Raw genomic sequence first — 23326 nt, 5'->3', positions numbered from 1 at the left:
CTCTTAAACCGTGCGCGGGACTGCTCCGGCCCAGGTCGCCAGGGTCATGCACGACTATCCGATAGGGGAAGGTGCCAATTGGGATAGTTCACAAAGGCGGCTGGCGAGTCGCGCAATATCAGGGACATTCCGGACACCTTCGGTCAAGTCCGCCAAGGGGACTCGCGACCGCACGGTGAGTTCGCAATCCGCGTCGTACAGCACATCGACCACGTTGACGAAACGCATCGCCCAGTCGGGCGGTACATCGTGCAGGGGCGGCACGTCGCAGATGACCCACTGCCGAAAGCGTTGGGCCAGTTCGACATAGTCGGCGGTGGCGGTGGGAGTGCCGCACAGCGAGGCGAATTCGATGGTGAGCGCGGTATCCGCCGCCCGGGCACGCAGTTTGCGGGTGCCGATGTGCACCCAGACCGCTTTCGGGCTCACGTTGTCGCGGCCCCCGGGGTCTATCCGATACTGCCCCGCCGCGAAACCTGTTCGGCGGGCGAGTGATCGGTCCGCCCTGGTGCGATAGTCCAGCGGCCCGTCGATCGAAATCACGTCCAGGTTCGTGGTGATACGGTCGATCGTCGGCAGAAACCGCTCGTGGAACAGCGGATTCGGCAGCAGCTCCGCAGGCGGGTAATTCGACGTCACCACGAGGGTCACGTGCCGCGCCAACAAAGCGTCGAGCATTCGGGCGATGAGCATCGCATCACCGATGTCGTGCACATGGAATTCGTCGAAGCAGACCAGCCGCGCATCGCCGAGCAGCACGCCGACCGCCTTATCGATGGAGCCCGAAGCATGGGCGGCTTCGTGCAGCCGGACAAAGAACTGATGAAAATGAAAGCGACGCTTCCGATCCGACGCGACGGCGGCGAAGAACCGATCCATCACCATCGTCTTCCCGCGCCCCGGCCTGCCATGCAGATAGATCCCCCGATGCCGCCTGACCGGCCTACCCCGCCGATCCACCAACTCCCCTAGCCGCGCCACCGCCCGAGCCTGATCCGCGTCCAGGACGATCCCCGAAGTTTCACCGCTGATTTCCATGACACCTCCTCGTCCTCTACATTTGTAGAGGGAGCACTGAAGCGAGACCAGGAAGGTGACGATGTCCACAACCGACCGGCGCACGCTGATCGTCGACGCCGCGATCGATCTGATTGCCGCCCAAGGCCTTCGAGCGCTCACCCACCGCGCCCTCGACACCGCGCTCGACCTGCCCGCCGGCTCGGCGTCGTACTACTTCCGCACGAAGCGCGCGCTCATCGAGGCGATCGTCGACCGGATCACGACCCGTTCCCGCGAGGACTTCATCGCCGCTCAACTCCCGCAGCCCGGACCCGTCGATCCCGACACCGCCGCACACGGCATCGCCGCCTGGCTGGATCGACTACTCGCCGGACGCCGCAATCACCTGATCGCCAGGCACGCCCTCATCCTCGACCTGTTGTCGGACGCAGATCTACACACCCGCTTGGCACGCAGCCTGTTCTCCACCGAGCGTGCCCGAGAACTGTTCCACGCCATGGACATCCCCGATCCCACGACAGCCGCCGCCGACTTCATCGCCCTGCTCGAAGGTGCGGTCTTCGACCGATTCGCGGGCAGCCGAGCGGATCTCGTGCCCGGCACCCCCGCGAGCGTCCGCCAACTCACGACCCTGCTGGCGATCTACTTCCGCGGCGTTCGCGCCTGACCTCGAAGTCAGTCGAAATCCGCAGCTCGGGGGTGGTCGCTGAATTCCGGTAGCTCGAGCTCAACATCTGCGACGCCTTCGGGCAGACCGAGGAGATCGGCCACCGAGGCGGCGTACCAGCCACGCTCGCTGTAGGTGGCGCCGGTGAAGTGGGCGCGGATGCCTGCGGCGGGGTAGGCGATGATGGCGTCGGGGAGGGCGTCGAGGGGGAACCAGCGGAGTTCGTGGCATTTGTCGGGTTCGCGGTTCGTGGGGTTGCCGGTCCAGTGGCGGGCCTCGAAGAAGAGGCCGAGGCGGGGGTCGCGGCCGGAGCCGACCACGTGGGAGGTGTGGATGTGGCGGAGGTCGGCGGGGTTGATCTGGACGCCGGTTTCTTCGTTCGCCTCGCGGGCCGCGGCGGCGGTGGCGGATTCGCCTGCCTCGAGTTTGCCCGCGGGCAGGTGCCACAGGCCGTCGAACTCGTCGTCGCTGCGGCGCTTGCTGAGCAGCAGGCGGCCGTCGCGGATGAGCAGGACGTGGACGTCGACCAGGTGCCGAGCGGTCATGGGGCTCCTCACGTGCGGCGATGGTGCCGATTCGAACTTACCTGCGCGCGCCCAGTTCGAGAGCGATTGCGCCGCGCACCAATTCGCGGGCGCGGGCGAGTTCGAGGGTGCCGCTGAGCCAGCGCATGCTCACGCCCTCGACCAGTGCGGTCAGCCGTTCGGCGGCATCGGCGGGAGCGAGATCGGCGGGGACGGTGCCCAGATCCTGGGCACTGCGGATCAGCGCGCTCAAACAGTCGATCCAGCGGACCGTGGCGGCGCGGAGTTGCTCGCGCAGCTCCGGCTGGAAGACGGCGGTGGCGCGGGATTCGCCCCACCCGGTGCTGTTCTCGATGACCAGCGGGGTGTCCTGCAACTCGAGCAGCAGCAATTGTTCGAGATGGCCGCGCGGGTCGGCGGCGGCGTCGACATCGGATTCGGTGTAGCGCTCGGCCCGGGTGCTGATGAAGTCCAGGGTCTGCGCGAGCAGGCCCGCCCGGTCCTTGAAGTGGTAGTAGATCAGCGAGGTGGAGACACCGGCCGCCTCGGCCAGCTCCTCCACCCGTAGGCCACGGATACCGCGCTGCGCGACCACGCGGGCAGCCGACTCCAGGATCGAATCACGACGAGACATGGGGTCAATGGTACCGTGTAATCCTGACTGAAATTTCAGTCAGGATCTGTAACCAGGATCATCGACTATCGGAGCCCGTGATGGAGAACCCCATGTCCCGCCGATCTGCCTTCAGCGTCCTCGCCGGCCTGCTCGCCGCAGGCGTCTCGGCATGCGGCTCGTCCGAGCCGTCCACCCCGGGCGATCCCAGCGCCCCCGAGCCGGCCCCGGCGGGGCCCGGTGGCCGCTTCGGCGCCGAATGGGAGAGCCACGCGCGCACGTTCATGTCCTGGCCTGCCCAGGCGGCGATCTGGGGCCGATACCTCGGCGACGTCCGCAAGGACATCGCCGGGCTAGCGCAGGAGATCGCCGAGTACGAGCACGTCGTCATGCTGGCCAGGGACGATCAGCGCGACGCGGCACAGCGCGCCTGCGGCAGTGGCGTCGAGGTGATTTCCCTTGCGGTGGACGACCTTTGGGCTCGCGACACCATCCCGGTCTTCGTCGAGCAAGCGGGCAAGGTGGTCGGCGTCGATCTCGGTTTCAACGGCTGGGGTAACAAGCAGGGGCACGACAATGACGGCCCGCTCGGCCGGAAACTGCTGTCACGCTATGGGATTCCTCGGTACCGGGCTCCCTTCATCGCCGAAGGCGGCGCACTGGAGACCGACGGCGAGGGCACCCTGCTCGTCACCGAGAGCTCGATCGTCAACGACAACCGCAATCCCGGCAAGAGCCGCGACCAGCTCGAGGCCGAGCTGAAGCAGACCCTCGGCCTGGAGAAGGTGATCTGGTGCGCGGGCGTGCGCGGCGAGGACATCACCGATGCGCACATCGACTGCCTGGTGCGGTATGTGGCGCCCGGAGTTGTCCTGCTGGACACTGCGTTTCCCGGTTCGCCCGCCGACTCCTGGTCGCGGTCGAGCGAGCAGGCCCGGCAGGTGCTCGCGGAGGCCACCGACGCGCGCGGGCGCAAGCTGACGGTCGTCGATCTGCCGCAGCCCGACCCCGATCAGATCACCGGCCAGGGCGATGAGTTCGTATCCAGCTACGCGAACTTCTACATCGCCAACGGCGCGGTGTTCCTGCCGGAATTCGGCGACCGGCGGGCCGACGATCGCGCGCAGGGCATCCTGCGGGATCACCTGCCGGGCCGGGACATCGTCCCGGTCCCGATCGATGAGATCGCCGCGGGCGGCGGTGGCATCCACTGCTCGACGCACGATCAGCCGGGCGCACCGCTGCGCTAGCCCTCGGCTCAGTTGGCGCTGAGCACCAGACCCGAGGTCGGTACGCCGGTACCCGCGGTGACCACGATGTTCTCCAGGTTCGCCACCGGGTTCACCGAGGTGCCGCGAATCTGGCGTACCGCCTCGGCGATGCCGTTCATGCCGTGGATGTAGGCCTCGCCGAGCTGTCCGCCGTGCGTGTTCAGCGGCAGCCTGCCGCCGACCTCGATGGCGCCGTCGGCGATGAAGTCCTTGGCCTCGCCGCGGCCACAGAAACCGAGTTCTTCCAGCTGCATGAGGACGAACGGGGTGAAGTGGTCGTAGAGGATGGCGGCCTGCATATCGTCAGGGCGCAAACCACTTTGGGCCCACAGCTGGTCGCCGACCAGTCCCATCTCCGGCAGGCCGGACATCGCGTCGCGGTAGTAGCTGGTCATCACGTACTGATCGGCGCCGGAACCCTGTGCGGCGGCGGTGATTACCGCCGGACGCTGCGGCAGGTCGCGGGCGCGTTCGGCACTGGTGACCACGATGGCGACACCACCGTCGGACTCCTGACAGCAGTCGAGCAGGTGCAGCGGCTCGGCGATCCACCGCGAATTCTGGTGGTCCTCCAGGGTGATCGGCTTGCCGTAGAAGAAGGCCTCCGGGTTCACTGCGGCGTGCTTGCGGTCAGCCACCGCGACCCGACCGAAATCCGCACTGGTGGCGCCGTATACGTGCATGTAGCGCCTGGCCACCATGGCGACCTGCGCGGCAGGCGTGCCGAGGCCTTGCGGGTAGGACCAGCCCGCGTCGATCCCCGACGAGGTGGGAGCCGAGGCGAGCGCGGTGGAGAACTGCCCGAACCGCGACACCGAACGCTCGTTGAAGGCCCGGTAGGCGACGACCACCTCGGCGACGCCGGTGGCCACCGCCATGGCGGCCTGCTGGATGGTGGCGCAGGCCGCGCCACCGCCATACCCGATGTGGCTGAAGAACTTCAGCTGCGGGATGCCGACCGCCCTGGCCACGGCGGCCTGAGTGTTGGTGTCCATGGTGAAGGTGGTCAGGCCGTCGACGTCGTCGGCGGTCAGGCCCGCGTCGGCCAGCGCCGCGGTGACCGCCTCGGCGGCCAGGCGCAATTCGCTGCGGCCGGAATCCTTGGAGAAGTCGGTGGCGCCGATGCCGACGATGGCCGCGCGGCCCGAGATGCCCTGCTCACTCATTCGTACTCCGGTAAGCGATAACGGCTTTCGCCGTGACATGGTCGCCGAGGCTGTCCTTGCCGACTACGTCGATGTGGATGTCGCCGCCGTCGATGGCGGTGACGGTGCCGGTCAGGGTGAGCGTGTCGTTGGCGTACAGCGGCACGCCGAGACGCAGCGAAATCGACTTCAGCACCGCGTGCGGCCCAGCCCAATCGGTGACGAAACGCTGGATGAGGCCGGTGTCGGTGAGGATATTGACGAAGATGTCCTTGGAACCGCGGGCGACCGCCTTGTCCCTGTCGTGGTGCACATCCTGAAAGTCCCTGGTGGCCAGGGCCGTACTGACCACGAAGGTCGGATCGGCGAGGATCACCAGTTCGGGCAGCACGGTACCGACCTGCACGGAGGTCGGTACGACGGTCGTCGTCATGCGATCACCTGCCAGACGGGCAGCGTCGCGTCGTCGTCGAGTTTCTCGAACTCCACCTGAACGGGCAGCCCCACTTGGACTTCCGCGGGATCTATCCCGCGCAGCTCGCCGAGCATGCGCACCCCTTCCTCCAATTCGACCAGCGCGACCACGAACGGCAGTTGCCGCCCCGGCACTTTCGGCGCGTGGTGCACGACGTAGCTGAATACGGTGCCGCGCCCCGAGGCGACGACGTAGTCGGTCTGCTCCGACTTGTCCTTCCACAGGGCCGGGATCGGCGGATGCCGCAGCGAACCGTCGGGCAACTTTTGGACGCGCAGTTCGCCCGCTTTCGTGCCCTCCCAGAAGAATTCGGTGTCCCAGGAGACCAGCGGCTTGATCCGTTCACCGGCGGGCTTGGGCGGTGCGGCGGTGCGCGGCGCGAATTTCAGTAGCCGGAACAGCATTTCGGCGACCAGCTCGTCACCGACGTGCCAACTGGTCAGGAAGGTGACGAACCAGCCCTCCCCCAGCGCCGTCCGCTTCGGCCCGCGGATCTCGGACAACCTACTGGTCGCCGACACCTGTTCGCCGACATTCAGATACCGGTGATAGGTCTGCTGACAATCCGTGGCGACGACCGAGGTGTACCCGGCGGCATCGAGCAGCTCGGTCGCCTCACCCATCGGATCATCCAGTGGGCGAACACCATTCAGCCCGAACATGGTCCACACCTGCGCCATGGCAGGCGGCGCGACGATGCCCGGATGCCCTGCGGCTTTAGCGGCGGCCTCGTCGACGTAGATGGGATTGGTGTCGCCCAACGCCTCGACCCAATTGTTGATCATCGGCTGGTTCACCGGATCACGCGCGAGACGCGGCGTGCAATCACCGGCCGCCTTGATCCGTTCGGCCTCGGCGACAATCGCTTCCGGACTGGTGGTTTCCGGCACGCGCGGCTCCTTCTCGACTAGCACTTGCGATGGCTATCTGGGTACTCGCGGCAGCTTCAGCCCGGCAGTCGCGACCAATTCGCGCATCACCTCGTTGACACCACCGCCGAAGGTGACCACCAGGTTCTGCTTGGTCCGCCGGTCCAGCCAGGTGAGCAGTTCGGCGGTGCCCGCCTCGGCGGGATCGCCGTAGCGGCCGACGATCTCCTCGGCCAGCCGGCCCGCCTCCTGCAGCGATTCGGTGGAGAACACCTTGGTGGCCGAGGCGTCCGCGATCACGCCGGCCTGGTCGCCGTCGACGGTCGCGGCGACCTGCCAGTTCAACAGCTCGTTCAACCGGACCATGGCGTGGATGCGGCCCAGCGAACGGCGCACATCGATCTCGCCGAGCACGCCACGCGGCTGCGCCCAGTCGCGCACCCGGTCGTAGAGCTGCTCGATCTTGCCGGACGGGCCGAGGCCGACCCGCTCGTGGTTGAGCTGGGTGGTGATCAGCCGCCAGCCCGCGTTCTCCGCGCCGACCAGCATGTCGGCGGGCACCCGGACGTCATCGAAATACGTTGCGTTGGTGTGATGCGCGCCGTCGCAGGTGATGATCGGCGTCCAGGAGTAGCCGGGATCGGTGGTGTCCACGATCAGGATGGTGATGCCGCGGTGTCGCGACTCGACCGTTCCGGTGCGGCAGGCCAGCCAGATGAAGTCGGCCTCGTGCGCGCCGGTGGTGAAGATCTTCTGCCCGTTGACAATCCAGTCGCCGGAGTCGTCGCGCACGGCGGAGGTGCGCAGCGAGGCCAGGTCGGTGCCGGCCTCCGGTTCGGAGTAGCCGATCGCGAAATGAATATCGCCGGAAAGGATTCCGGGCAGGAACTGCTTCTTCTGCGCGTCGGTGCCGAACTGCTGCAACGTCGGGCCGACCGTCAACAGCGTAACCAGCGGCAGCGGAACATCCGCGCGCACCGCCTCGTTGTAGAAGATCTGCTGTTCGACGGGGCCGAAGCCCTGCCCGCCGTACTGCTTGGGCCAGCCGACGCCGAGCCAGCCGTCGCGGCCCATCCGGCGCACCACGTCGCGGTAGGCGTCGCCGTGCCGGTTCACCGCCATCGCGGCTTCCTCGTCGGGCGTCACGAGATCCGCGAAGTACGAACGCAATTCGCCGCGCAGCTGACGCTGCTCGGCGGTCAGATCGATGAACATCTGGCCCCCAGTCGATCGAGTCGGAACGATGCGCCGCCGAGCCAGCGAGCGATGTCCTTGGCCTGTGCGTAGTAGCGGTGCATCGGGTGGGTGATGTCCACGCCGAGACCACCGTGCAGGTGATGACATTTCTGCATGGCGGCGGGTAGGTCGGCGGCCACGCTGTAGGCGAGGACGTCGAGGTCGTCGTCGATCCGCGCCTGGTGCTGCTGGCTGGAATCGTCCTGTGCCAGTGCCCAATTCGCCGAGACCGCGGCGACATGCAGGGTGCGCGAGACGACGTACAGATCGGCGATCTGCTGGGCGACGGCCTGGAATTCGGCCAGCGGCCTGCCGAATTGGCGTCTGGTCCGCAGGTGTTCGGCGGTCATGACCAGCGCGCCCTTGAGCAGCCCGTCCGCGACGGATCCGATCGACGCGAGGGCTAGTCGGTGCAGGTCGGCCAGGCCACCGGGTAGTAGTTGTTCCGCCGGGATCTGCACCCGGTCCAGCCGCAGCGTGCATTCGGGGATGTCACCGGAGACCGGCGACGGTACCCGAATCAAACCCTTGGCGTCCGAATCGATCAGTGCGATACCGGAATTGGTCGGGACCAGCAGCCAGCGGGCCTCCTCCGCGTATGGCACGGCGATCTTGTGGCCGGTGATCCGCACCGAGTCACCGTCGGCGACGGCGGCCGTCTCCGGCTTGACCGCGAACGGCGCGGTCGGCTCGCTCAGTGCCGCGGTGATGATCGCGCCCTTGGCCACCTCGGGAAACACCCGCTCGGCCAGGTTGTCCGGCAGCAGCGACAGCAGTGGCAGCAGCCCGAAGCCCAACGTCGGCAACGCGGGCACCGCGACGGCGTCGGTCGCCAATTCGGTCAGCAGCACCGACACCTCGGGCAGGCCCATGCCGTCACCGCCGAAACGCTCCGGCACCGCGACCGACAGCAGCCCGCTGTCGATCAGGCTCGGCCACAACGCGTAATCACGGGCCGGTTCGCGCTCCAATAAACTCACGACGACCTCGGCCACCGCGTCCTGGCCCTCGTCCCTGGTGAAATCCATGCTTAATCTCCAGTCGACTCGTCGCTAGCTGCCTGCGTCGCGCGGTAGGCCGAGAATCCGCTCACCGGCAACGGTCAGCAGGATTTGTTCGGTGCCGCCTGCAATCGATAAACAGCGTGTGAGCAGGAATTCTTTTACCACTTCAGTGTCCTGTGCACCCGCGGGACCTGCCGTCTCGACGGCGAATTCCGCAACGGCCTGGCGATGCCGCACCCCGACGAGTTTGCGCACACTGCTCTGCGCGCCGGGATCGGCGCCTGCCAACATTTTTACGGCGGCGCGCTGCTCGAGCAGTAAACCTGCAATCGCATCGGCGACGAATCCGCCAAGTCGGTCGTTCACCAATTCCGCACCGGGTCCGGTGGCGGGCGATTTCGCGATGAGTTCTTCGAGCACCGGCCCGATGCCGTTGCCGCCCATCGCCACCCGCTCGGTCGACAGCGTCGACCTGGCGATCTTCCAGCCGTTGTTCAATGCACCGACCACGCCGTCATCCGGGACGAAGACGTCGTCGAGGAACACCTCGCTGAAGCGCGCCTCGCCGGTGATCTGCACCAGCGGACGCACTTCCAGTCCGGCGCTGTGCATGTCGACCAGGAAGTAGCTGATGCCGCGGTGTTTCGGCGCGTCGGGGTCGGTGCGCGCCAGGCAGATCGCCCAGTTCGCCTTGTCGCCCAACGAGGTCCACACCTTCTGCCCGTTGAGCACCCAGCCGCCGTCCACCTTCTTGGCGGTGGTGCGCAACGCGGCCAGGTCGGACCCGGCGCCGGGTTCGCTGAACAGCTGGCACCACACGACCTCGCCGCGCAGGGTCGGCCAGGCGAAGCGTTCGATCTGCTCCTGGGTGCCGTGCTGCAGCAGCGTGGGGATGGCCCAGCCGCCGATCGCCAAGTCGGGCGCGGTGAGTCCGGCGCGACGCAGTTCTTCGGAAATCAGCAGGCTGGTCATCGGATCCGCACCGCGACCGTACGGATGCGGCCAGTGCGGCATGGCCAGACCGGCGTCGACCAGCGCGTCCCGCTGCTGGTCGACGGGCAGCGCGGCGATCCGGGCCACCTCCGCCGCCAGCTCGTCGGCGCTGCTGCCGTCCACGGCCGCAACACCTTCGGCGGCGAAGACGCGATCGGCTCCGGTGGTGCGGCGCCGACCCGCGCGGGTCAGTTCGGTCACCCTGGCCCGCCAGCGCGCCGAACCGCCGAGCAGCTGACGCAAGGCAACCGCCCGGCGCAGGTACAGGTGCGCGTCGTGCTCCCAGGTGAAGCCGATGCCGCCGAGCACCTGAACGCAGTCCTTCGCGGTCTCGACCGCGGCGTCCAGCGCGATGGCGGCGGCGATCGCGGCCGCGACGGGCAGCTCCGCGCCGCCCTCGTCCACCGCGGCCGCCGCGTCGGCCGCGACGGCACGGACCAACTCGGTCCGGCACAGCATCCAGGCGCAGATGTGCTTGACGGCCTGGAACGAGCCGATCTTGCGGCCGAATTGCTCACGGACCTTTGCGTATTCGACCGCGGTTTCCAGGCACCAGCCCGCGAGGCCGGCCAGTTCGGCGGCGGCCAGCACCACGACCAGATCCTCGACCGCGTGCGGCGAGGCGAAGATCTGATCGGCCGGCACTCGCACATCGGCGCAGTGCACGCGAGCGAGCGGCGTGCTCAGGTCGAGCGGCGAAAGCGATTCGACCCGAAGCCCTTCGGTGTCCGGCTGCAGCAAGACCCAGCGCTGCCCGTCCGGCGCGGAAACCGGTAGCAGCACAGCGGTTTCCGGTGCCGCGCCGACCACCGAATCCCAAGAACCGGTAAGCGAGAACTCGCCGTTCGCGGCCGGTACGCTGACCTGGGCGCCGACGACGAAGTCCAGCGCGACCCCGCACGGCAGCTGCTCATCGAGCCGGCCCGCCGTGATCAGATTGGCCAGCGCCGTCGCCAGCACCGGCCCGCCGACCAGATCGTGCGCGGCCTGCTCGACCAGCACGGCGAGATCGGCGACCGAGCCGCCCGCCCCGCCCGCGTCCTCGGCCACGGCGACCCGGAAGATGCCGAGATCGGCGAGACCGGGCCAATACGCGCGCCAGAAGGCGCTCTGATCGGTTCGCATTGTTGCAATTGGACGCACCGATCCGGCCCACCCACGCATCGACTCCTGGACGGCTTTATGCTCGTCAGTGGTGGCGATGGTCACACTCCGTACCGCCTTCCCGGCGTGACTCCCACACCTAGAACATGTTCTAATATCCTAGCTGTGCGGAAGTCAAGAGACGACCGCCGAGCCGATACTCGGGCCAGTACCACGAACGACGTCTCCGGAAAGGACTCTCACCGATGGCCAGTCCCTCCCGATCGCAGCCGACCGACGCTAATGCGGCCCCGGCTACCGCGACGGTCACGACGCTCAGCGAGGACGAGCTGAGTTCGGCCGCGCAGCGGGAACGGCGTAAGCGGATTCTGGACGCGACGCTGGCGCTGGCCTCGAAGGGCGGCTACGACGCGGTGCAGATGCGTGCCGTGGCCGAACGCGCCGATGTCGCAGTCGGGACGCTGTACCGGTATTTCCCCTCGAAAGTGCACCTGCTGGTGTCCGCGCTCTCCCGGGAATTCGAGCAGATCGAAGGCAAGCGCAAGCCACTTGCCGGGCAGTCGCCGCAGGAGCGCATGCACCTGCTGCTGCAGCAGATCACCCGGATGATGCAGCGCGACCCGCTGCTCACCGAGGCGATGACGCGGGCGTTCATGTTCGCCGACGCGTCGGCGGCCGCCGAGGTCGATCGGGTCGGCAAGGTGATGGATCGGGTCTTCGCCCGCGCCATGAACGACGGCGAACCCGACGAACGCCAGCTGGCCATCGCCAGGGTGATCAGCGATGTATGGCTGTCGAACCTGGTCGCCTGGCTGACCCGGCGCGCCTCGGCTACCGATGTGACCGAGCGGCTCGAGCTCACCGTCGATCTGCTGCTCGGCGACCGCTCCTAGATTCGGACAGCCAGCTCATACCCGGCAAATCCTGAGCGGATGCCGGGTTCGTGCGGAAGATCACATTCGAGCCGAAGGCGGCCCGGGCGCACAGAATTCGCGTCCGTGGCCGCTGCTCGGTGTAGCCGGGTTGCGCGAGTTTTGCGGGGCCCGTGCACTACCCATCGCACATCGGCATGATCGCAGCGCACGCGAAGAAGTGACCGGTTGTGGCCGCTCGGACCCGACTTCGGGCGGTCGCCGCGCACTCCGGTGCGATCGGGCGGAAAATTAGATACAGCGCACGCATAGCGGCGGGCGTCGGTGCGGCAAATCTAACCCAGTATTGTTCTGCCCGCCCATGAAAAAACTCCTCCGATCACTAGGTTGGATGCGTGAGCGCACAGGATCTGCCACTGGAACTTCGTCGTGCACTGTCGACAGTCGCGCGAGTGCCGAGACTGTTGGTTGCCTCGGACTATGACGGGACGCTTGCGCCCATCGTTTCCGACCCGGCGAAGGCCTTTCCACACCGGGAATCGGTGAGTGCGTTACGCGCGCTCGCCGGACTCACCGGTACCACCGCCGCGGTCATTTCCGGCCGCGCACTGCGGGATCTCGCGGCATTGTCGCGACTTCCGGTCGAAGTCCAACTGATCGGTAGCCACGGCTCGGAATTCGATGTGGGTTTCGTGCACGCCATCGACAACGATGCCAAACAACTGCTCCAAGAGGTGCAGACGGCACTGACCCAGGTCGCGTCGGAAAACCCCGGCGTCACCGTCGAGATCAAACCGGCCAGCGTCGCGCTGCACGTGCGCAACGCGAGCCCGGAGATCGGCCACCGGGCGCTGACCAACGTCCGGCAGGGTCCGGCGCTGTGGTTCGGCGTGCAGGTGACCGAGGGCAAGGCCGTCATCGAGCTGGCCGTGGTGCAGACCGACAAGGGCACCGCACTCGACACCATCCGGCATCAGGCCGCCGCGTCCGCCGCGGTGTTCTTCGGTGACGACGTGACCGACGAGAAGGCCTTCCGCGTGCTGTCCGGTCCCGACCTCGGCATCAAGGTCGGCGAGGGCGACAGCCAGGCCAAGCACCGGGTCGACAGCACCGAGGCCGTGTCGTGCGCGCTCGCATTCCTGCTCGAGGAGCGGCGCACCTGGCTGGCCGGTGCGAGCGCGCCCCGGATCGAGCGGCTGACCATGCTGGCCAGCCCGCGCTCGGTGGCGCTGCTGACGCCGGACGCGACGGTCACCTGGTTCTGTCACCCGGAGCCGGATTCGGCCGCGGTGTTCGCGCATCTGCTCGGCGGACCGCAGGCCGGGCACTTCACCATCGAGCCGGAGCGACCAGGCCTGCCGCTCTCGCAGCGCTACATCGACAGCACCATGACGGTCGAAACCCGTTGGGCCAAGCTGCAAGTGGTGGACTACCTGCCGCACGACGTGCCCGCGACGCGCACCGACCTGACCCGGGTGATCACCGGTGCCGCCAAGGCCGTCGTGACGTTCGCGCCGCGACCGGAATTCGGCCAGGTGCCGGTGAGCATCGAGGCGACCGAGAACGGGCTGCGGGTGCTCGGCACCAACGACCCGATGGTGCTGCGCTCGCCCGGACTGTCCTGGGAGATCCTCAGCGACGGCACGCACGATTCCGCGCGCGCCGTCGTCGACCCGTCCAAGGGCCCGATCGTGCTGGAAATGCGTTGCGGCACCTCGGATCTCAAGCCGGCCAAGACCGACGAGCTGGAGCGGCGGCGGTTGGCGGAGGGCTACTGGTCGCAGTGGGCGGGCACGTTGCAGCTGCCGCCGCTGAAGCCGGATCTGATGAAGCGCTCGGCCCTCACGCTGCGCGGGCTGGTGCACGCGCCGTCCGGTTCCATCCTGGCCGCGGCCACCACATCGCTGCCGGAAGACATTGGCGGCGTACGCAACTGGGACTACCGCTACTGCTGGCTGCGCGACGCGTCGCTCACCGCGCAGGCGCTGGTCTCGCTCGGCTCGCTCGGCGAGGCCGAGGCCTTCCTCGGCTGGGTGCATCAGGTGCTCGAGACGCTGCCGGGACCGGAACGGCTGCACCCGCTGTACACGCTGTACGGCGAGACGCTGCCGCCCGAGGCCGTGATCGACCAACTGCCCGGTTACGCGGGTTCGCGGCCGGTCCGGGTCGGCAACGCGGCCAACATGCAGGTGCAGCTGGACGTGTTCGGTCCGATCGTCGATCTGATCGCGAGCCTGTCGCACGCGCGGGAGATCCAGGGCATCACCGATCCGGCCGCGGCATTGCCGGACGCGGACTGGGAACTGGTGCGCGCCATGGTTTCCGCGGTGCAGCGGCGCTGGCAGGAACCCGACCACGGCATCTGGGAGATCCGCGGCAACCCGCGCCATCACGTGTACTCGAAGGTGATGGGCTGGCTGACCGTGGACCGGGCGCTGACCCTGGCGCAGAAGTTCGCGCGTGAGGTCGATCCGGCCTGGGCGGTGCTGCGCGACACCATCGCCGACGAGGTGAAGTCCAAGGGCTGGAACGACGAGGTCCAGTCGTTCACCGCGGCCTACGACGGCACCGACCTGGACGCGGCCACCCTGCACATCGGGCTGAGCGGCCTGATCGATCCGTCCGATCCGCGCTTCGCCGCGACCGTCGTCGCGACCGAGGCCGAATTGCGCAGCGGCTCAACGGTGTACCGGTATCACCACGACGACGGCCTGCCCGGCGGCGAGGGTGGCTTCCACCTCTGCGCGGCCTGGCTGGTCGAGGCGTACCTGCTGATCGGCAAGCGCTCGGACGCCGAGGCGCTGTTCGCTCAGCTGGTGGATGTGGCGGGACCGACCGGCCTGCTCAGCGAGGAGTACGACCCGGTGGCCGAACGCTCGCTCGGCAATCATCCGCAGGCCTACAGCCATCTCGGCCTGCTGCGTTGCGCGCAGCTGCTCGGGCAGTCGGTGGAGGTGCTCGTCTAACCGGATCCCTCTCGGTTCTCCCGGGCCCGTCGACGGCCGCGCCAGCGCGCGTCCCGGTCGGCGGGCCCGGACTCGTCTCAGCGGCGCGCAGTTGCTAAAGTGAAACAGAAACCATTTCCATTAAGCTGCGTTGTGTCACCCGCTCGAGTGCGTCACCAGCTGTTGAGCGTCACAGGAGTACCCCCGCGTGAAGACAAGCATTGCCATACGGTTCGCCGGTGTCGCCGTGGGGGTTGTCGCCGCACTCTCGCTGACCGCCTGCGGCAGCGATTCGAAGGATTCGGGTAAACCGACCGTCATCGCCTCCACCAACGTCTGGGGCGATATCGCCGCGACGATCGCGGGACCGGACGCCACGGTCGAATCGATCATCAGCGACCCGTCCGCCGACCCGCACTCGCACGAGACCTCGGCCGTCGAGTCGGCCAAGCTGCGCGACGCCGACCTGGTCGTCTACAACGGCGGCGGCTACGACGAGTTCGCCGCGAAGGCGGCGGCGGGGCGGAACAAGCGCACCGTGGACGCGTTCGAGGCCCGCCCGGACAAGAACGACCAGAACGAGCACGTCTTCTACGACATGAGCACCGTCGCCGCGGTCGCGGACCGGATCGCGGGCAGCCTCGGCGAGCTGGCCCCCGCCGCCGCGAGCGGCTTCACCGAGCGCGCCGCCACCTTCAAGAGCGGACTGGCCGGAATCACCGCGATCGCGGGCAAGCTGGCCGCCGAGCACCCGAAAACGCCGGTGCTGCAGACCGAACCGCTGGCGCACTACCTGCTGCTCGCCGCCGGGGTCGAGGATCGGACGCCGCACGAGTTCCAGGAGGCCATCGAGCAGGAGACCGATCCGGCGCCCGCCGCGGTTGCCGCGACCCGGGAGCTGTTGACCGGCAAGCAGGTTCGCGCGCTGGTCTACAACGTGCAGACGCAGGACAAGATCACCAAGGAGCTCCGGTCGGTGGCGCAGTCGAGCGGACTTAAGGTCGTCGAGGTGACCGAAACCCTGCCCGCCGGAATGGATTACCTGCAGTGGCAGACCAAGAATGCCCAGGCGCTGAGCGCGGCGTTGAGTTGACGAGCACTGCGATGAAACAGGGGGTCGCGGTGACCGAACACACCGAACAGATACGGCGGCAGGCGCTTTCGAATGGCGCCCCGGCGGTCCGGCTCGACGGGGCGCGGTTGTCGTTCGGCGACCGGACGCTCTGGCAGGAATTGGATCTCGAAGTGGCGCAGGGCGAATTCGTCGCCGTGCTCGGGCCCAATGGATCCGGTAAGACCTCATTGCTGAAGGTGCTGCTCGGCCAGCTCGGGCTGAGCGCGGGCACCGCACAGGTCGCGGGCGCGCCGGCGCGAACCGGCAACCCCGACATCGGGTATGTGCCGCAACAGAAGACGATCGACGCCGGGGTGCAGTTGCGCGGTGTCGACCTGGTCGGGCTGGGCTACGACGGCCACCGCTGGGGGCTCGGGCTCCGGGCGCGAGCCGACCGCAAGCGCAGGGTCGCGGCCGCGATCGCCGATGTCGGCGCGGAGCGGTTCGCGCACGCGCCGCTCGAGACCATGTCCGGCGGCGAGCAGCAGCGGCTGCGGGTGGCGCAGGCGCTGGTCGGCGATCCGAAGGTGCTGCTCTGCGACGAACCGCTGCTCAGCCTCGACCTGGCCAATCAGCGATTGGTGGCGGAGCTGATCGACAAGCGCAGGCGAACCCATGACACCGCAGTACTTTTCGTGACGCACGAGATCAATCCGATTCTGCCGCTGGTGGATCGGGTGCTGTACCTGGTGGACGGCAAGTTCCGGATCGGCACGCCGGAAGAGGTGATGACCTCCGCGGTGCTGTCGGAGCTGTATCAGACCGAGGTCGATGTGCTGCGGGTGCGCGGGCGGCTGGTGGTCGTCGGGACCGGGGACACGATGGACGCGCTCGGCACGGCCGGGGCGCACTGCCACGGCGACGCGGGCGTCGACGTCCCGGTAGTCGCTGTGGCCGAACAGGATTCGAGCGTGGTCCGCTCATGATCGACAAGCTCTCCGATGTGCTCGGCAAGATGTTCGACTTCGGCACCACCGCGAATCTGATGTCCTACGACTTCGTGCAGCAGGCGGTGCTCGCCGCCGCGCTGCTCGGACTGCTGTCCGGAGTGATCGGCCCGTTGATCATCAGCAGGCAGATGTCGTTCGCGGTGCACGGCACCAGCGAGCTGTCGCTGACCGGCGCGGCCGCGGCACTGCTCGCCGGGATCGGCGTCGGCGTGGGTGCGATCGCCGGGTCGGTGGTCGCAGCGGTGTTGTTCGGGTTGCTGGGAACGCGTGCCCGCGAACGCGATTCGGTGATCGCGGTGGTGTTGTCGTTCGGTCTCGGATTGTCCGTGCTGTTCCTGTGGCTCGGCCCGGATCGGGCAGGCTCGAAGTTCTCGCTGCTGACCGGACAGGTGGTCAGCGTGGGCAACAACGGCATCACCCTGCTCGCGGCCTGCACCGTCGGCGTACTCGCGGTCCTCGCGATCGTCTACCGCCCGTTGCTGTTCGCCAGCTCCGATCCGGAAGTAGCAGTGGCACGGGGCGTTCCGGTACGCGCGCTGTCGATCGTGTTCGCAGTACTGCTCGGCATCACCGCAGCCTTCGGAGTACAGATCGTCGGCGCACTACTGGTACTCGCCCTGCTGATCACCCCCGCCGCCGCAGCCGCACAGCTGACAGCGAACCCCGTGCGAGCCACGATACTTGCGGTCGTCTTCGCCGAAATCGCCGCAGTAGGCGGCATCCTGCTGTCACTCGCCCCCGGCGTACCGGTGTCGACGTTCGTCACAACGATCTCGTTCCTGATCTACCTGGTCAGCCGAGTAGTCGGCACCCGCCGCCGCCACCTAGCCCGAGCCCGCTGAACCCACAGAGCCTCCACACCCTTCACAGCAGCTATACCCCTTGTGAGGGGTATGCATTCTCTGTGAAACCCCTTCCACACCAACGGGTTTCACTAGACTGGGGGTCTCGCGACGCGACCACAAGCCGATGACCACCTCGGGAACGCGACATCGCGCACCTGACCGATAACTAAAGCCGGGTACGGCAGGCGACGCGCCCAGCACTACTCACGGGAAAATGTGGATAGGTCTTCAGCTTCTATGGACTGTCCACCTCTGGAGTTCTAAGTAGCACTTGCCCGGATAGGTCCACCTTTCCGAGGGTCTCTGCGTGTACTGGTCCGGGATGGTGCACCGAGAGATCTCCGATTGTGTGCTCTCTCAGAGGTTTTCGACTGGTTCATCAAATGACCGGAGTAGTGCTGGGCGCGTCAGGTGGGGTCCCCGACCTTCTCTACCGCGGCTTGGGTAGTAGAGGTGCGGGTTGGGAGCGGGAGGACTGGCTGTGGTGCTGTTCTCGAGCGCTTTGGAAGGGAGTGAGCGTGTCGTGTGAGGTTTGGAGGGTCGCTGGTATCCGATGCGCGCCCTTTGTGGTGGCCGTACACCCTTTCGATATGCCGTACACCCGGTATAGCGGGTGTACGGCATATCGAAAGGGTGTACGGCTGGCCTGGCGGGGTGGGATTTTGCGGCGAGGGAGAAGGTTGGCCGGGGATCTCTACGTTTCTGCGGTACGCGGTCAATAGTGTTCGGGTATCGGCCCGCCAGGGCGTTGAGGGCGGGTGCCTTCAGTCGGTCTGCCTGGGTTTCGTATGCTCGACGCACGCGCCCCCGAACGATTGGTGACCAACGATGATCGACTTCTCGATGCCCGCCGAGCTCGCTGCCGAACGTGATCGGGTACGTCAGTTCGTCATCGATAAGATTGTTCCGTTCGAGCGAGATCCGCGGCTCACCGCGCACGGGCCGACCGACGAGTTGCGGCAGGAACTGGTCGAGCTGGCCCGGGCCGAGAAGCTGCTCACCGTGCAGGCGCCGGAGTCGCTCGGCGGGCGCGGGCTGTCGCATATCGAGCAGGCGGTGATCTACGAGGCGGCGGGCTGGTCCACCCTCGGGCCGATCGCGATGAACTGCGCGGCGCCGGACGAGGGCAATATGTTCCTGCTGTCCAAGGTGGCGAACCCGGAGCAGGTCGAGCGCCACCTCGCGCCGATGATCGCCGGACAGCATCGCTCGGTGTTCGCCATGACCGAACCGGACGGCGCGGGGTCGGATCCGGCCCAGCTGGCCACCGCCGCCACCTTCGACGGCGAGAACTTCACCATCAACGGCCGCAAATGGCTGATCACCGGGGCCAACGGCGCCAAGACGTGGATCATCATGGCCCGGCTCGCGGAGAACCCGCACCTGCCCGCCGGACCGACGCTGTTCCTCACCGACGGCGACCAGCCGGGCATCATCATCGAACGCACCATGAACACAATGGACCGCAACTACGTGGCCGGGCACGGCGTCGTCCGCTTCGACAACCTCACGCTGCCGCAGTCGGCGCTGCTCGGCGACGCGGGCCAGGCGTTGCGCTACGCCCAGCTGCGACTGGCCCCGGCCCGGCTCACCCACTGCATGCGCTGGCTCGGCGCGGCCGAGCGGGCGCAGCGCATCGCGGTGGAGCACGCGCGCACCCGCACCGCGTTCGGCAAGCCGATCGGCGAGCACGAGGGCGTGTCGTTCATGTTGGCGGACAATGAGATCGCGCTGCACCAGTGCAGGCTGACCATCTGGCACGCCTGCTGGCTGATGGACCAGGGCGAGAAGGCGCGGCACGAGAGCTCGATCGCGAAGTCGTATGTCTCCGAGGAGCTGTTCAAGGTGGCCGACCGGTGCGTGCAGGTGCTGGGCGGCATCGGCATCAGCGACGAGACGGTGGTCGAGATGATCTTCCGCGACATCCGCGCCTTCCGCCTCTACGACGGTCCGACCGAGGTGCACAAGTACGCGATCGGACGCAAAGTACTGCGTGGTTGAGCGAGGTTTTTCGGGCCAGGGTCAGGGCGGGGCGTCCTGGACTAACATCGCTGGCATGAGTTCGGAACTGCACGTCGATGTCTCCGCGGGCATCGCCGTGCTCACGCTCAATCGGCCCGCTCAGCAGAACGCCTTCACCCCGGCGATGGCCGCCGAATTGAGTGCCGCGTTGCAGCGCTGCGATGTCGAGGACAACGTCCGGGTCGTCGTGATCACCGGCACCCCGCCCGCGTTCTGCGCGGGCGCGGATCTATCCAGCCGGGTCGGCGACGTCAGCGCCACCATCGAGCCCGCGCCGTGGCGGGTGCGCAAGCCGGTGATCGCCGCGGTGAACGGGCACGCGGTCGGCATCGGCCTGGCCCTCGCGCTGCAGTGCGACCTGCGCTACATGGCGCGGGACGCGGTCTACGGGCTCAACCAGGTCCGGCGCGGCGTACTCGCCGACGGCTACTCGCATTGGACGCTGCCCCGGCTGGTCGGCATGGCCAATGCCGCCGACATCATGCTGACCGGTCGCACCTTCGACGGCGACGAGGCCAAGGCGATGGGCCTGGCCAACGGCTGCATGCCGGGCGGCGAGGTGCTGCCGATGGCGCTGGCCATCGCGCACGACATCGCCAACGGCTCCGCGCCGCTGCCGGTGGCGATGTCCAAGCGGCTGCTGTGGGAGGGGCTCGGGATGAGCCCGGCCATGGTCGGGCAGCTGGAGACCGACCTGAACGAGCACGTCACCAAGAGCATCGACGGCGGCGAGGCGATGGCGGCGTTCAAGGAACGCAGGCAACCCAATTGGACCGGCAGCGTCAGCGAGGAGTGGCCGGCCTGGGACGACCGGGGTGACCAGGAACGCCCCAGCCTCGACTAAGCGTTGCCGCCGAGCAGGATCATCAGATAGAGCAGCGCGAAGACGATCATCATGATGGTGCCGATGATGCCGAGGATGTAGCCGACCACCACCTGGACGCGCCCACCGTAGGCGCCGTGCGATTCCTCGATCTGATCCAGCGCCCGCTTGCCCATCGCCCATGCCACCGGTCCGAGCACGCCACAGCAGAGCACGCTCGCCGCACCGAGCCACAGCACCGCCGTCGCGTTCGGATGCTCGACCGGATTCCCGATGGGCTGGTTGGGTATCACCACGAGCCGAATTCTACGGTGCGCGCCCGCCCCGCCGCGTCTATTGCCGTGTGCCGAGGGGCGTTTCGCGCTTGCGGCGCAGTATCAAGAACGGCGCTGGCGCGCGATTTCGGCGAGCACGACGCCTGCGGCGACCGAGGCGTTGAGGGATTCGACCGGGCCCGCCATCGGGATGCCGAGGATCGAGTCGCAGTTCTCCCGGACCAGGCGGGACAGGCCCTTGCCTTCCGAGCCGACCACGATGACGGTGGGTTCGCGGCCGTCGAAGTCGTCGAGGGTGGTGTCGCCGCCCGCGTCGAGGCCGACCACCTGGATGCCCTGCGAGGCCCAATCCTTCAGTGTGCGAGTCAGATTGGTGGCGCGAGCGACGGGCAGCCGGGCCGCGGCACCGGCGCTGGTGCGCCAGGCGACCGCGCTGACGCTCGCGCTGCGCCGCTGCGGGATCAGCACGCCCTGGCCACCGAAGGCGGCGACCGAGCGGATCACGGCGCCGAGGTTGCGCGGGTCGGTGATGTTGTCCAGTGCCACCAGCAGCGCGGGCTCCGGCGAATTGCGGACCTCGGCGAGCAGGTCGTCCGGGTGCGCGTAGCGGTACGGCGGCACCTGCAGGGCGACGCCCTGGTGCATGCCGTTGGCGCTCAACCGGTCCAGGTCGCCGCGCGGCACCTCGAGGATGGAGATGCCCGCGTCGGCGGCCATCTGCACGCTTTCGGACAGCCGCTCGTCGTTCTCGGCGCCGAGCGCGACGTACAGCGCGGTGGCGGGCACGCCCGCGCGCAGGCATTCGACCACCGGGTTGCGGCCGAGCACCATTTCCGGGCTGTCGTCGTCCTTGCGGCCGGCCGCACGACCCGAGCTGCCGCGCGGACCGCCCTTGGCGGCGGCCTTCGCCGCGGCGGCGGCCCGCTTGGCCGCGGGATGCTTGGTGCGCGCCTCGGCGGGCGGGGTCGCGCCGCGACCCTCGAGCCCGCGCCTGCGCTTACCGCCGGAGCCGACGACGGCGCCCTTCTTGGTCCCGCCCTTGCGGATCGCACCACGACGCTGCGAATTGCCTGCCATTACTTGGCCTTTCCAGGTTGTAGCGCGTCCGGCGCCGTCTGCGGCGCAGCGCCAAGGGCCCATTCGGGACCATTTTGCGTGTCGGTGACCTCGATTCCGGCTGCCTGCAATCGATCGCGGGCGGCATCGGCGCTCGCCCAATCCTTGTCTGCTCGCGCCTGTTGACGGCGGTCGAGCTCGGCGCGCACCAGCACGTCGAGCGCGCCGAGTGCCGCCGACGAGTCGCGTGGGGTGAACCAGTGCGGATCCAGCGGGTCGACACCGAGGATACCGAGCATGGCGCGGAGCTGTCCGGCCAGGTCCCGTGCGCTGTCGATCGCACCGGCCTCGAGCGCCTTGTTGCCCTCGTGCACGACGCGGTGAATCTCGGCCAGCGCCTTCGGCACGGCGAGGTCGTCATCGATGGCCGCGGCGAACGCGTCGGTCCACTTGCCGACCGGGACCTCGCCCGCGCGATCGACGGTCCGGTGCACGAACGCCTCGATCCGCTGATAGGACTGGGCCGCGTCGTTGAGCGCCTTGTCCGAGTACTCCAGCATCGAGCGGTAGTGCGCGCTGCCGAGGTAGAACCGCAGCTCCACGGCGCGCACGTGGGTGAGCACGTTCGGCACGGAGAGCACGTTGCCGAGCGACTTGGACATCTTCTCCCCGCCCATCGTCACCCAGCCGTTGTGCAGCCAGTACTGGGCGAAGCCGTCGCCCGCCGCCTTGGACTGGGCGATCTCGTTCTCGTGGTGCGGGAACACCAGATCCATTCCGCCGCAATGGATATCGAATTCGGGGCCGAGGTAGAACTCGGCCATCGCGGAGCATTCCAGATGCCAGCCGGGACGGCCGGGGCCCCACGGCGACGGCCAGGTCGGCTCGCCGGGCTTGGCGGCCTTCCACAGGGTGAAGTCGCGCGGGTCGCGCTTACCCTCGCCCGCGCTCTCGCCCTGGTGCACGTCGTCGAGGCGGTGGCCGGACAGGCTGCCGTAGTCGGGGTAACTCACCACGTCGAAGTAGACGTTGCCCTCGGAGGCGTACGCGTGGCCGCGCTCGATCAACCGCTGCATCATGTCGACCATCTGGGTGATGTGGCCGGTGGCGCGCGGTTGTACGGACGGCGGCAGCACGCCGAGGGTCTCGTAGGCGTCGTCGAAGGCGCGCTCGTAGGTGGCCGCCCACTCCCACCACGGCCTGCCCGCGTCGGCGGCCTTGGTGAGGATCTTGTCCTCGATGTCGGTGACGTTGCGGATGAACCACACGTCGTAGTCGTGCGCGAGCAGCCAGCGGCGCAGCACGTCGAAGGCGACGCCGCTGCGCACGTGACCGATGTGTGGCGCGCCCTGCACGGTGGCACCACACAGGTACACCGAGGCACGGCCGGGGACCAGGGGCGCGAAGTCGCGCATGGTTCGCGTGTCGGTGTCAAAGAGGCGCAGCGTCACGGCGTTCGATCCTAGCTGGTAGATAAGCCTGTTCACGGACCCGGTTCAGGTC

At 67.9% G+C, this 23326-nt stretch carries 21 protein-coding genes; 9 read left to right on the top strand and 12 right to left on the bottom strand.

The window, feature by feature from the left end:
* Positions 1-54 precede the first annotated feature (54 nt).
* Positions 55-1038 (bottom strand): cell division protein ZapE, encoded by a 984-nt coding sequence (zapE, locus tag ACFWF1_RS05575; protein WP_379282015.1) that lies wholly within the window; start codon positions 1036-1038, stop codon positions 55-57.
* Positions 1039-1099: 61 nt separating this feature from the next.
* Here zapE and ACFWF1_RS05570 point away from each other — a divergent pair, with 61 nt between their 5' ends.
* Positions 1100-1687 (top strand): TetR/AcrR family transcriptional regulator, encoded by a 588-nt coding sequence (locus ACFWF1_RS05570; RefSeq protein WP_379282014.1) that lies wholly within the window; start codon positions 1100-1102, stop codon positions 1685-1687.
* Positions 1688-1695: 8 nt separating this feature from the next.
* Here the strand turns inward: ACFWF1_RS05570 and ACFWF1_RS05565 are convergent, their stop codons facing one another.
* Both ACFWF1_RS05565 and ACFWF1_RS05560 read right to left on the bottom strand, forming a co-directional pair.
* Positions 1696-2232, bottom strand: coding sequence for an NUDIX domain-containing protein (locus ACFWF1_RS05565; RefSeq protein WP_379282013.1), 537 nt, complete (start codon positions 2230-2232; stop codon positions 1696-1698).
* A 37-nt stretch (positions 2233-2269) separates the two neighbouring features.
* Positions 2270-2845 carry a TetR/AcrR family transcriptional regulator gene (locus ACFWF1_RS05560; RefSeq protein ID WP_379282012.1) on the bottom strand — a complete coding sequence of 192 codons (576 nt, stop codon included), beginning with the start codon at positions 2843-2845 and terminating at the stop codon, positions 2270-2272.
* 92 nt (positions 2846-2937) lie between these two features.
* Between ACFWF1_RS05560 and ACFWF1_RS05555 the strand changes: the two genes are divergently transcribed.
* The gene (locus tag ACFWF1_RS05555) at positions 2938-4074 is read left to right on the top strand and encodes an agmatine/peptidylarginine deiminase (RefSeq protein WP_379282011.1); all 1137 of its coding nucleotides are present in this window, start codon (positions 2938-2940) and stop codon (positions 4072-4074) included.
* Between the two features lie 8 nt (positions 4075-4082).
* On the opposite strand, the gene ACFWF1_RS05550 is transcribed toward ACFWF1_RS05555, so the two are convergent.
* The 6 genes from ACFWF1_RS05550 to ACFWF1_RS05525 are packed head-to-tail and all read right to left on the bottom strand — an operon-like array spanning position 4083 to position 11026.
* Positions 4083-5261, bottom strand: a complete 1179-nt coding sequence (locus ACFWF1_RS05550) for a lipid-transfer protein (protein ID WP_379282010.1) — start codon at positions 5259-5261, stop codon at positions 4083-4085.
* Entirely contained in the window at positions 5254-5673 is a 420-nt protein-coding gene (locus tag ACFWF1_RS05545) for a MaoC family dehydratase (protein ID WP_379282009.1), read from the bottom strand. The genes ACFWF1_RS05550 and ACFWF1_RS05545 overlap by 8 nt, the downstream gene beginning before the upstream one ends.
* A complete protein-coding gene (locus ACFWF1_RS05540) occupies positions 5670-6605 on the bottom strand; it encodes a bifunctional MaoC family dehydratase N-terminal/OB-fold nucleic acid binding domain-containing protein (protein WP_379282008.1) in 936 nt (311 codons plus the stop codon). Before ACFWF1_RS05540 ends, ACFWF1_RS05545 begins: the two co-directional genes overlap by 4 nt.
* 33 nt (positions 6606-6638) lie before the next feature.
* Positions 6639-7799 carry an acyl-CoA dehydrogenase family protein gene (locus ACFWF1_RS05535; protein WP_379282007.1) on the bottom strand — a complete coding sequence of 387 codons (1161 nt, stop codon included), beginning with the start codon at positions 7797-7799 and terminating at the stop codon, positions 6639-6641.
* The gene (locus tag ACFWF1_RS05530) at positions 7784-8848 is read right to left on the bottom strand and encodes an acyl-CoA dehydrogenase family protein (protein WP_379282006.1); all 1065 of its coding nucleotides are present in this window, start codon (positions 8846-8848) and stop codon (positions 7784-7786) included. The genes ACFWF1_RS05535 and ACFWF1_RS05530 overlap by 16 nt, the downstream gene beginning before the upstream one ends.
* A gap of 24 nt (positions 8849-8872) precedes the next feature.
* On the bottom strand, positions 8873-11026 hold the full coding sequence (locus ACFWF1_RS05525) for an acyl-CoA dehydrogenase family protein (RefSeq protein WP_379282005.1): 2154 nt from the start codon (positions 11024-11026) through the stop codon (positions 8873-8875).
* Between the two features lie 140 nt (positions 11027-11166).
* On the opposite strand from ACFWF1_RS05525, the gene kstR reads away from it, so the two are divergent.
* The 7 genes from kstR to ACFWF1_RS05490 all read left to right on the top strand — a co-directional run bounded on the left by kstR (position 11167) and on the right by ACFWF1_RS05490 (position 20513).
* The gene (gene kstR, locus ACFWF1_RS05520) at positions 11167-11814 is read left to right on the top strand and encodes a cholesterol catabolism transcriptional regulator KstR (RefSeq protein WP_379282004.1); all 648 of its coding nucleotides are present in this window, start codon (positions 11167-11169) and stop codon (positions 11812-11814) included.
* Positions 11815-12188: 374 nt separating this feature from the next.
* Positions 12189-14759, top strand: a complete 2571-nt coding sequence (gene otsB, locus ACFWF1_RS05515) for a trehalose-phosphatase (protein WP_379282003.1) — start codon at positions 12189-12191, stop codon at positions 14757-14759.
* A 187-nt stretch (positions 14760-14946) separates the two neighbouring features.
* Positions 14947-15831 (top strand): metal ABC transporter solute-binding protein, Zn/Mn family, encoded by an 885-nt coding sequence (locus tag ACFWF1_RS05510; protein ID WP_379282002.1) that lies wholly within the window; start codon positions 14947-14949, stop codon positions 15829-15831.
* Between the two features lie 11 nt (positions 15832-15842).
* Positions 15843-16778, top strand: a complete 936-nt coding sequence (locus ACFWF1_RS05505) for a metal ABC transporter ATP-binding protein (RefSeq protein WP_379282001.1) — start codon at positions 15843-15845, stop codon at positions 16776-16778.
* A complete protein-coding gene (locus tag ACFWF1_RS05500) occupies positions 16775-17644 on the top strand; it encodes a metal ABC transporter permease (RefSeq protein WP_379282000.1) in 870 nt (289 codons plus the stop codon). Before ACFWF1_RS05505 ends, ACFWF1_RS05500 begins: the two co-directional genes overlap by 4 nt.
* 831 nt (positions 17645-18475) lie before the next feature.
* Positions 18476-19648 (top strand): acyl-CoA dehydrogenase family protein, encoded by a 1173-nt coding sequence (locus tag ACFWF1_RS05495; protein WP_379281999.1) that lies wholly within the window; start codon positions 18476-18478, stop codon positions 19646-19648.
* A 55-nt stretch (positions 19649-19703) separates the two neighbouring features.
* On the top strand, positions 19704-20513 hold the full coding sequence (locus ACFWF1_RS05490; RefSeq protein ID WP_379281998.1) for an enoyl-CoA hydratase/isomerase family protein: 810 nt from the start codon (positions 19704-19706) through the stop codon (positions 20511-20513).
* Here ACFWF1_RS05490 and ACFWF1_RS05485 read toward each other — a convergent pair.
* The 3 genes from ACFWF1_RS05485 to cysS form a co-directional block, all read right to left on the bottom strand.
* Positions 20510-20788, bottom strand: a complete 279-nt coding sequence (locus ACFWF1_RS05485) for a DUF4190 domain-containing protein (RefSeq protein WP_357379725.1) — start codon at positions 20786-20788, stop codon at positions 20510-20512. The genes ACFWF1_RS05490 and ACFWF1_RS05485 overlap by 4 nt on opposite strands.
* A gap of 81 nt (positions 20789-20869) precedes the next feature.
* Positions 20870-21844: a 23S rRNA (guanosine(2251)-2'-O)-methyltransferase RlmB gene (rlmB, locus tag ACFWF1_RS05480; RefSeq protein ID WP_379281997.1), complete on the bottom strand. Its 975-nt coding sequence runs from the start codon at positions 21842-21844 to the stop codon at positions 20870-20872.
* Positions 21844-23274: a cysteine--tRNA ligase gene (cysS, locus tag ACFWF1_RS05475; protein ID WP_379281996.1), complete on the bottom strand. Its 1431-nt coding sequence runs from the start codon at positions 23272-23274 to the stop codon at positions 21844-21846. Before cysS ends, rlmB begins: the two co-directional genes overlap by 1 nt.
* Positions 23275-23326 lie beyond the last annotated feature (52 nt).

Origin of the sequence: Nocardia sp. NPDC060255, assembly GCF_042727395.1 — a bacterium.
In the GTDB taxonomy this organism is placed as follows: domain Bacteria; phylum Actinomycetota; class Actinomycetes; order Mycobacteriales; family Mycobacteriaceae; genus Nocardia.
The sequence above is the reverse complement of the archived record's forward strand: the minus strand, read 5'-3'. Positions and strand labels throughout refer to the sequence as shown.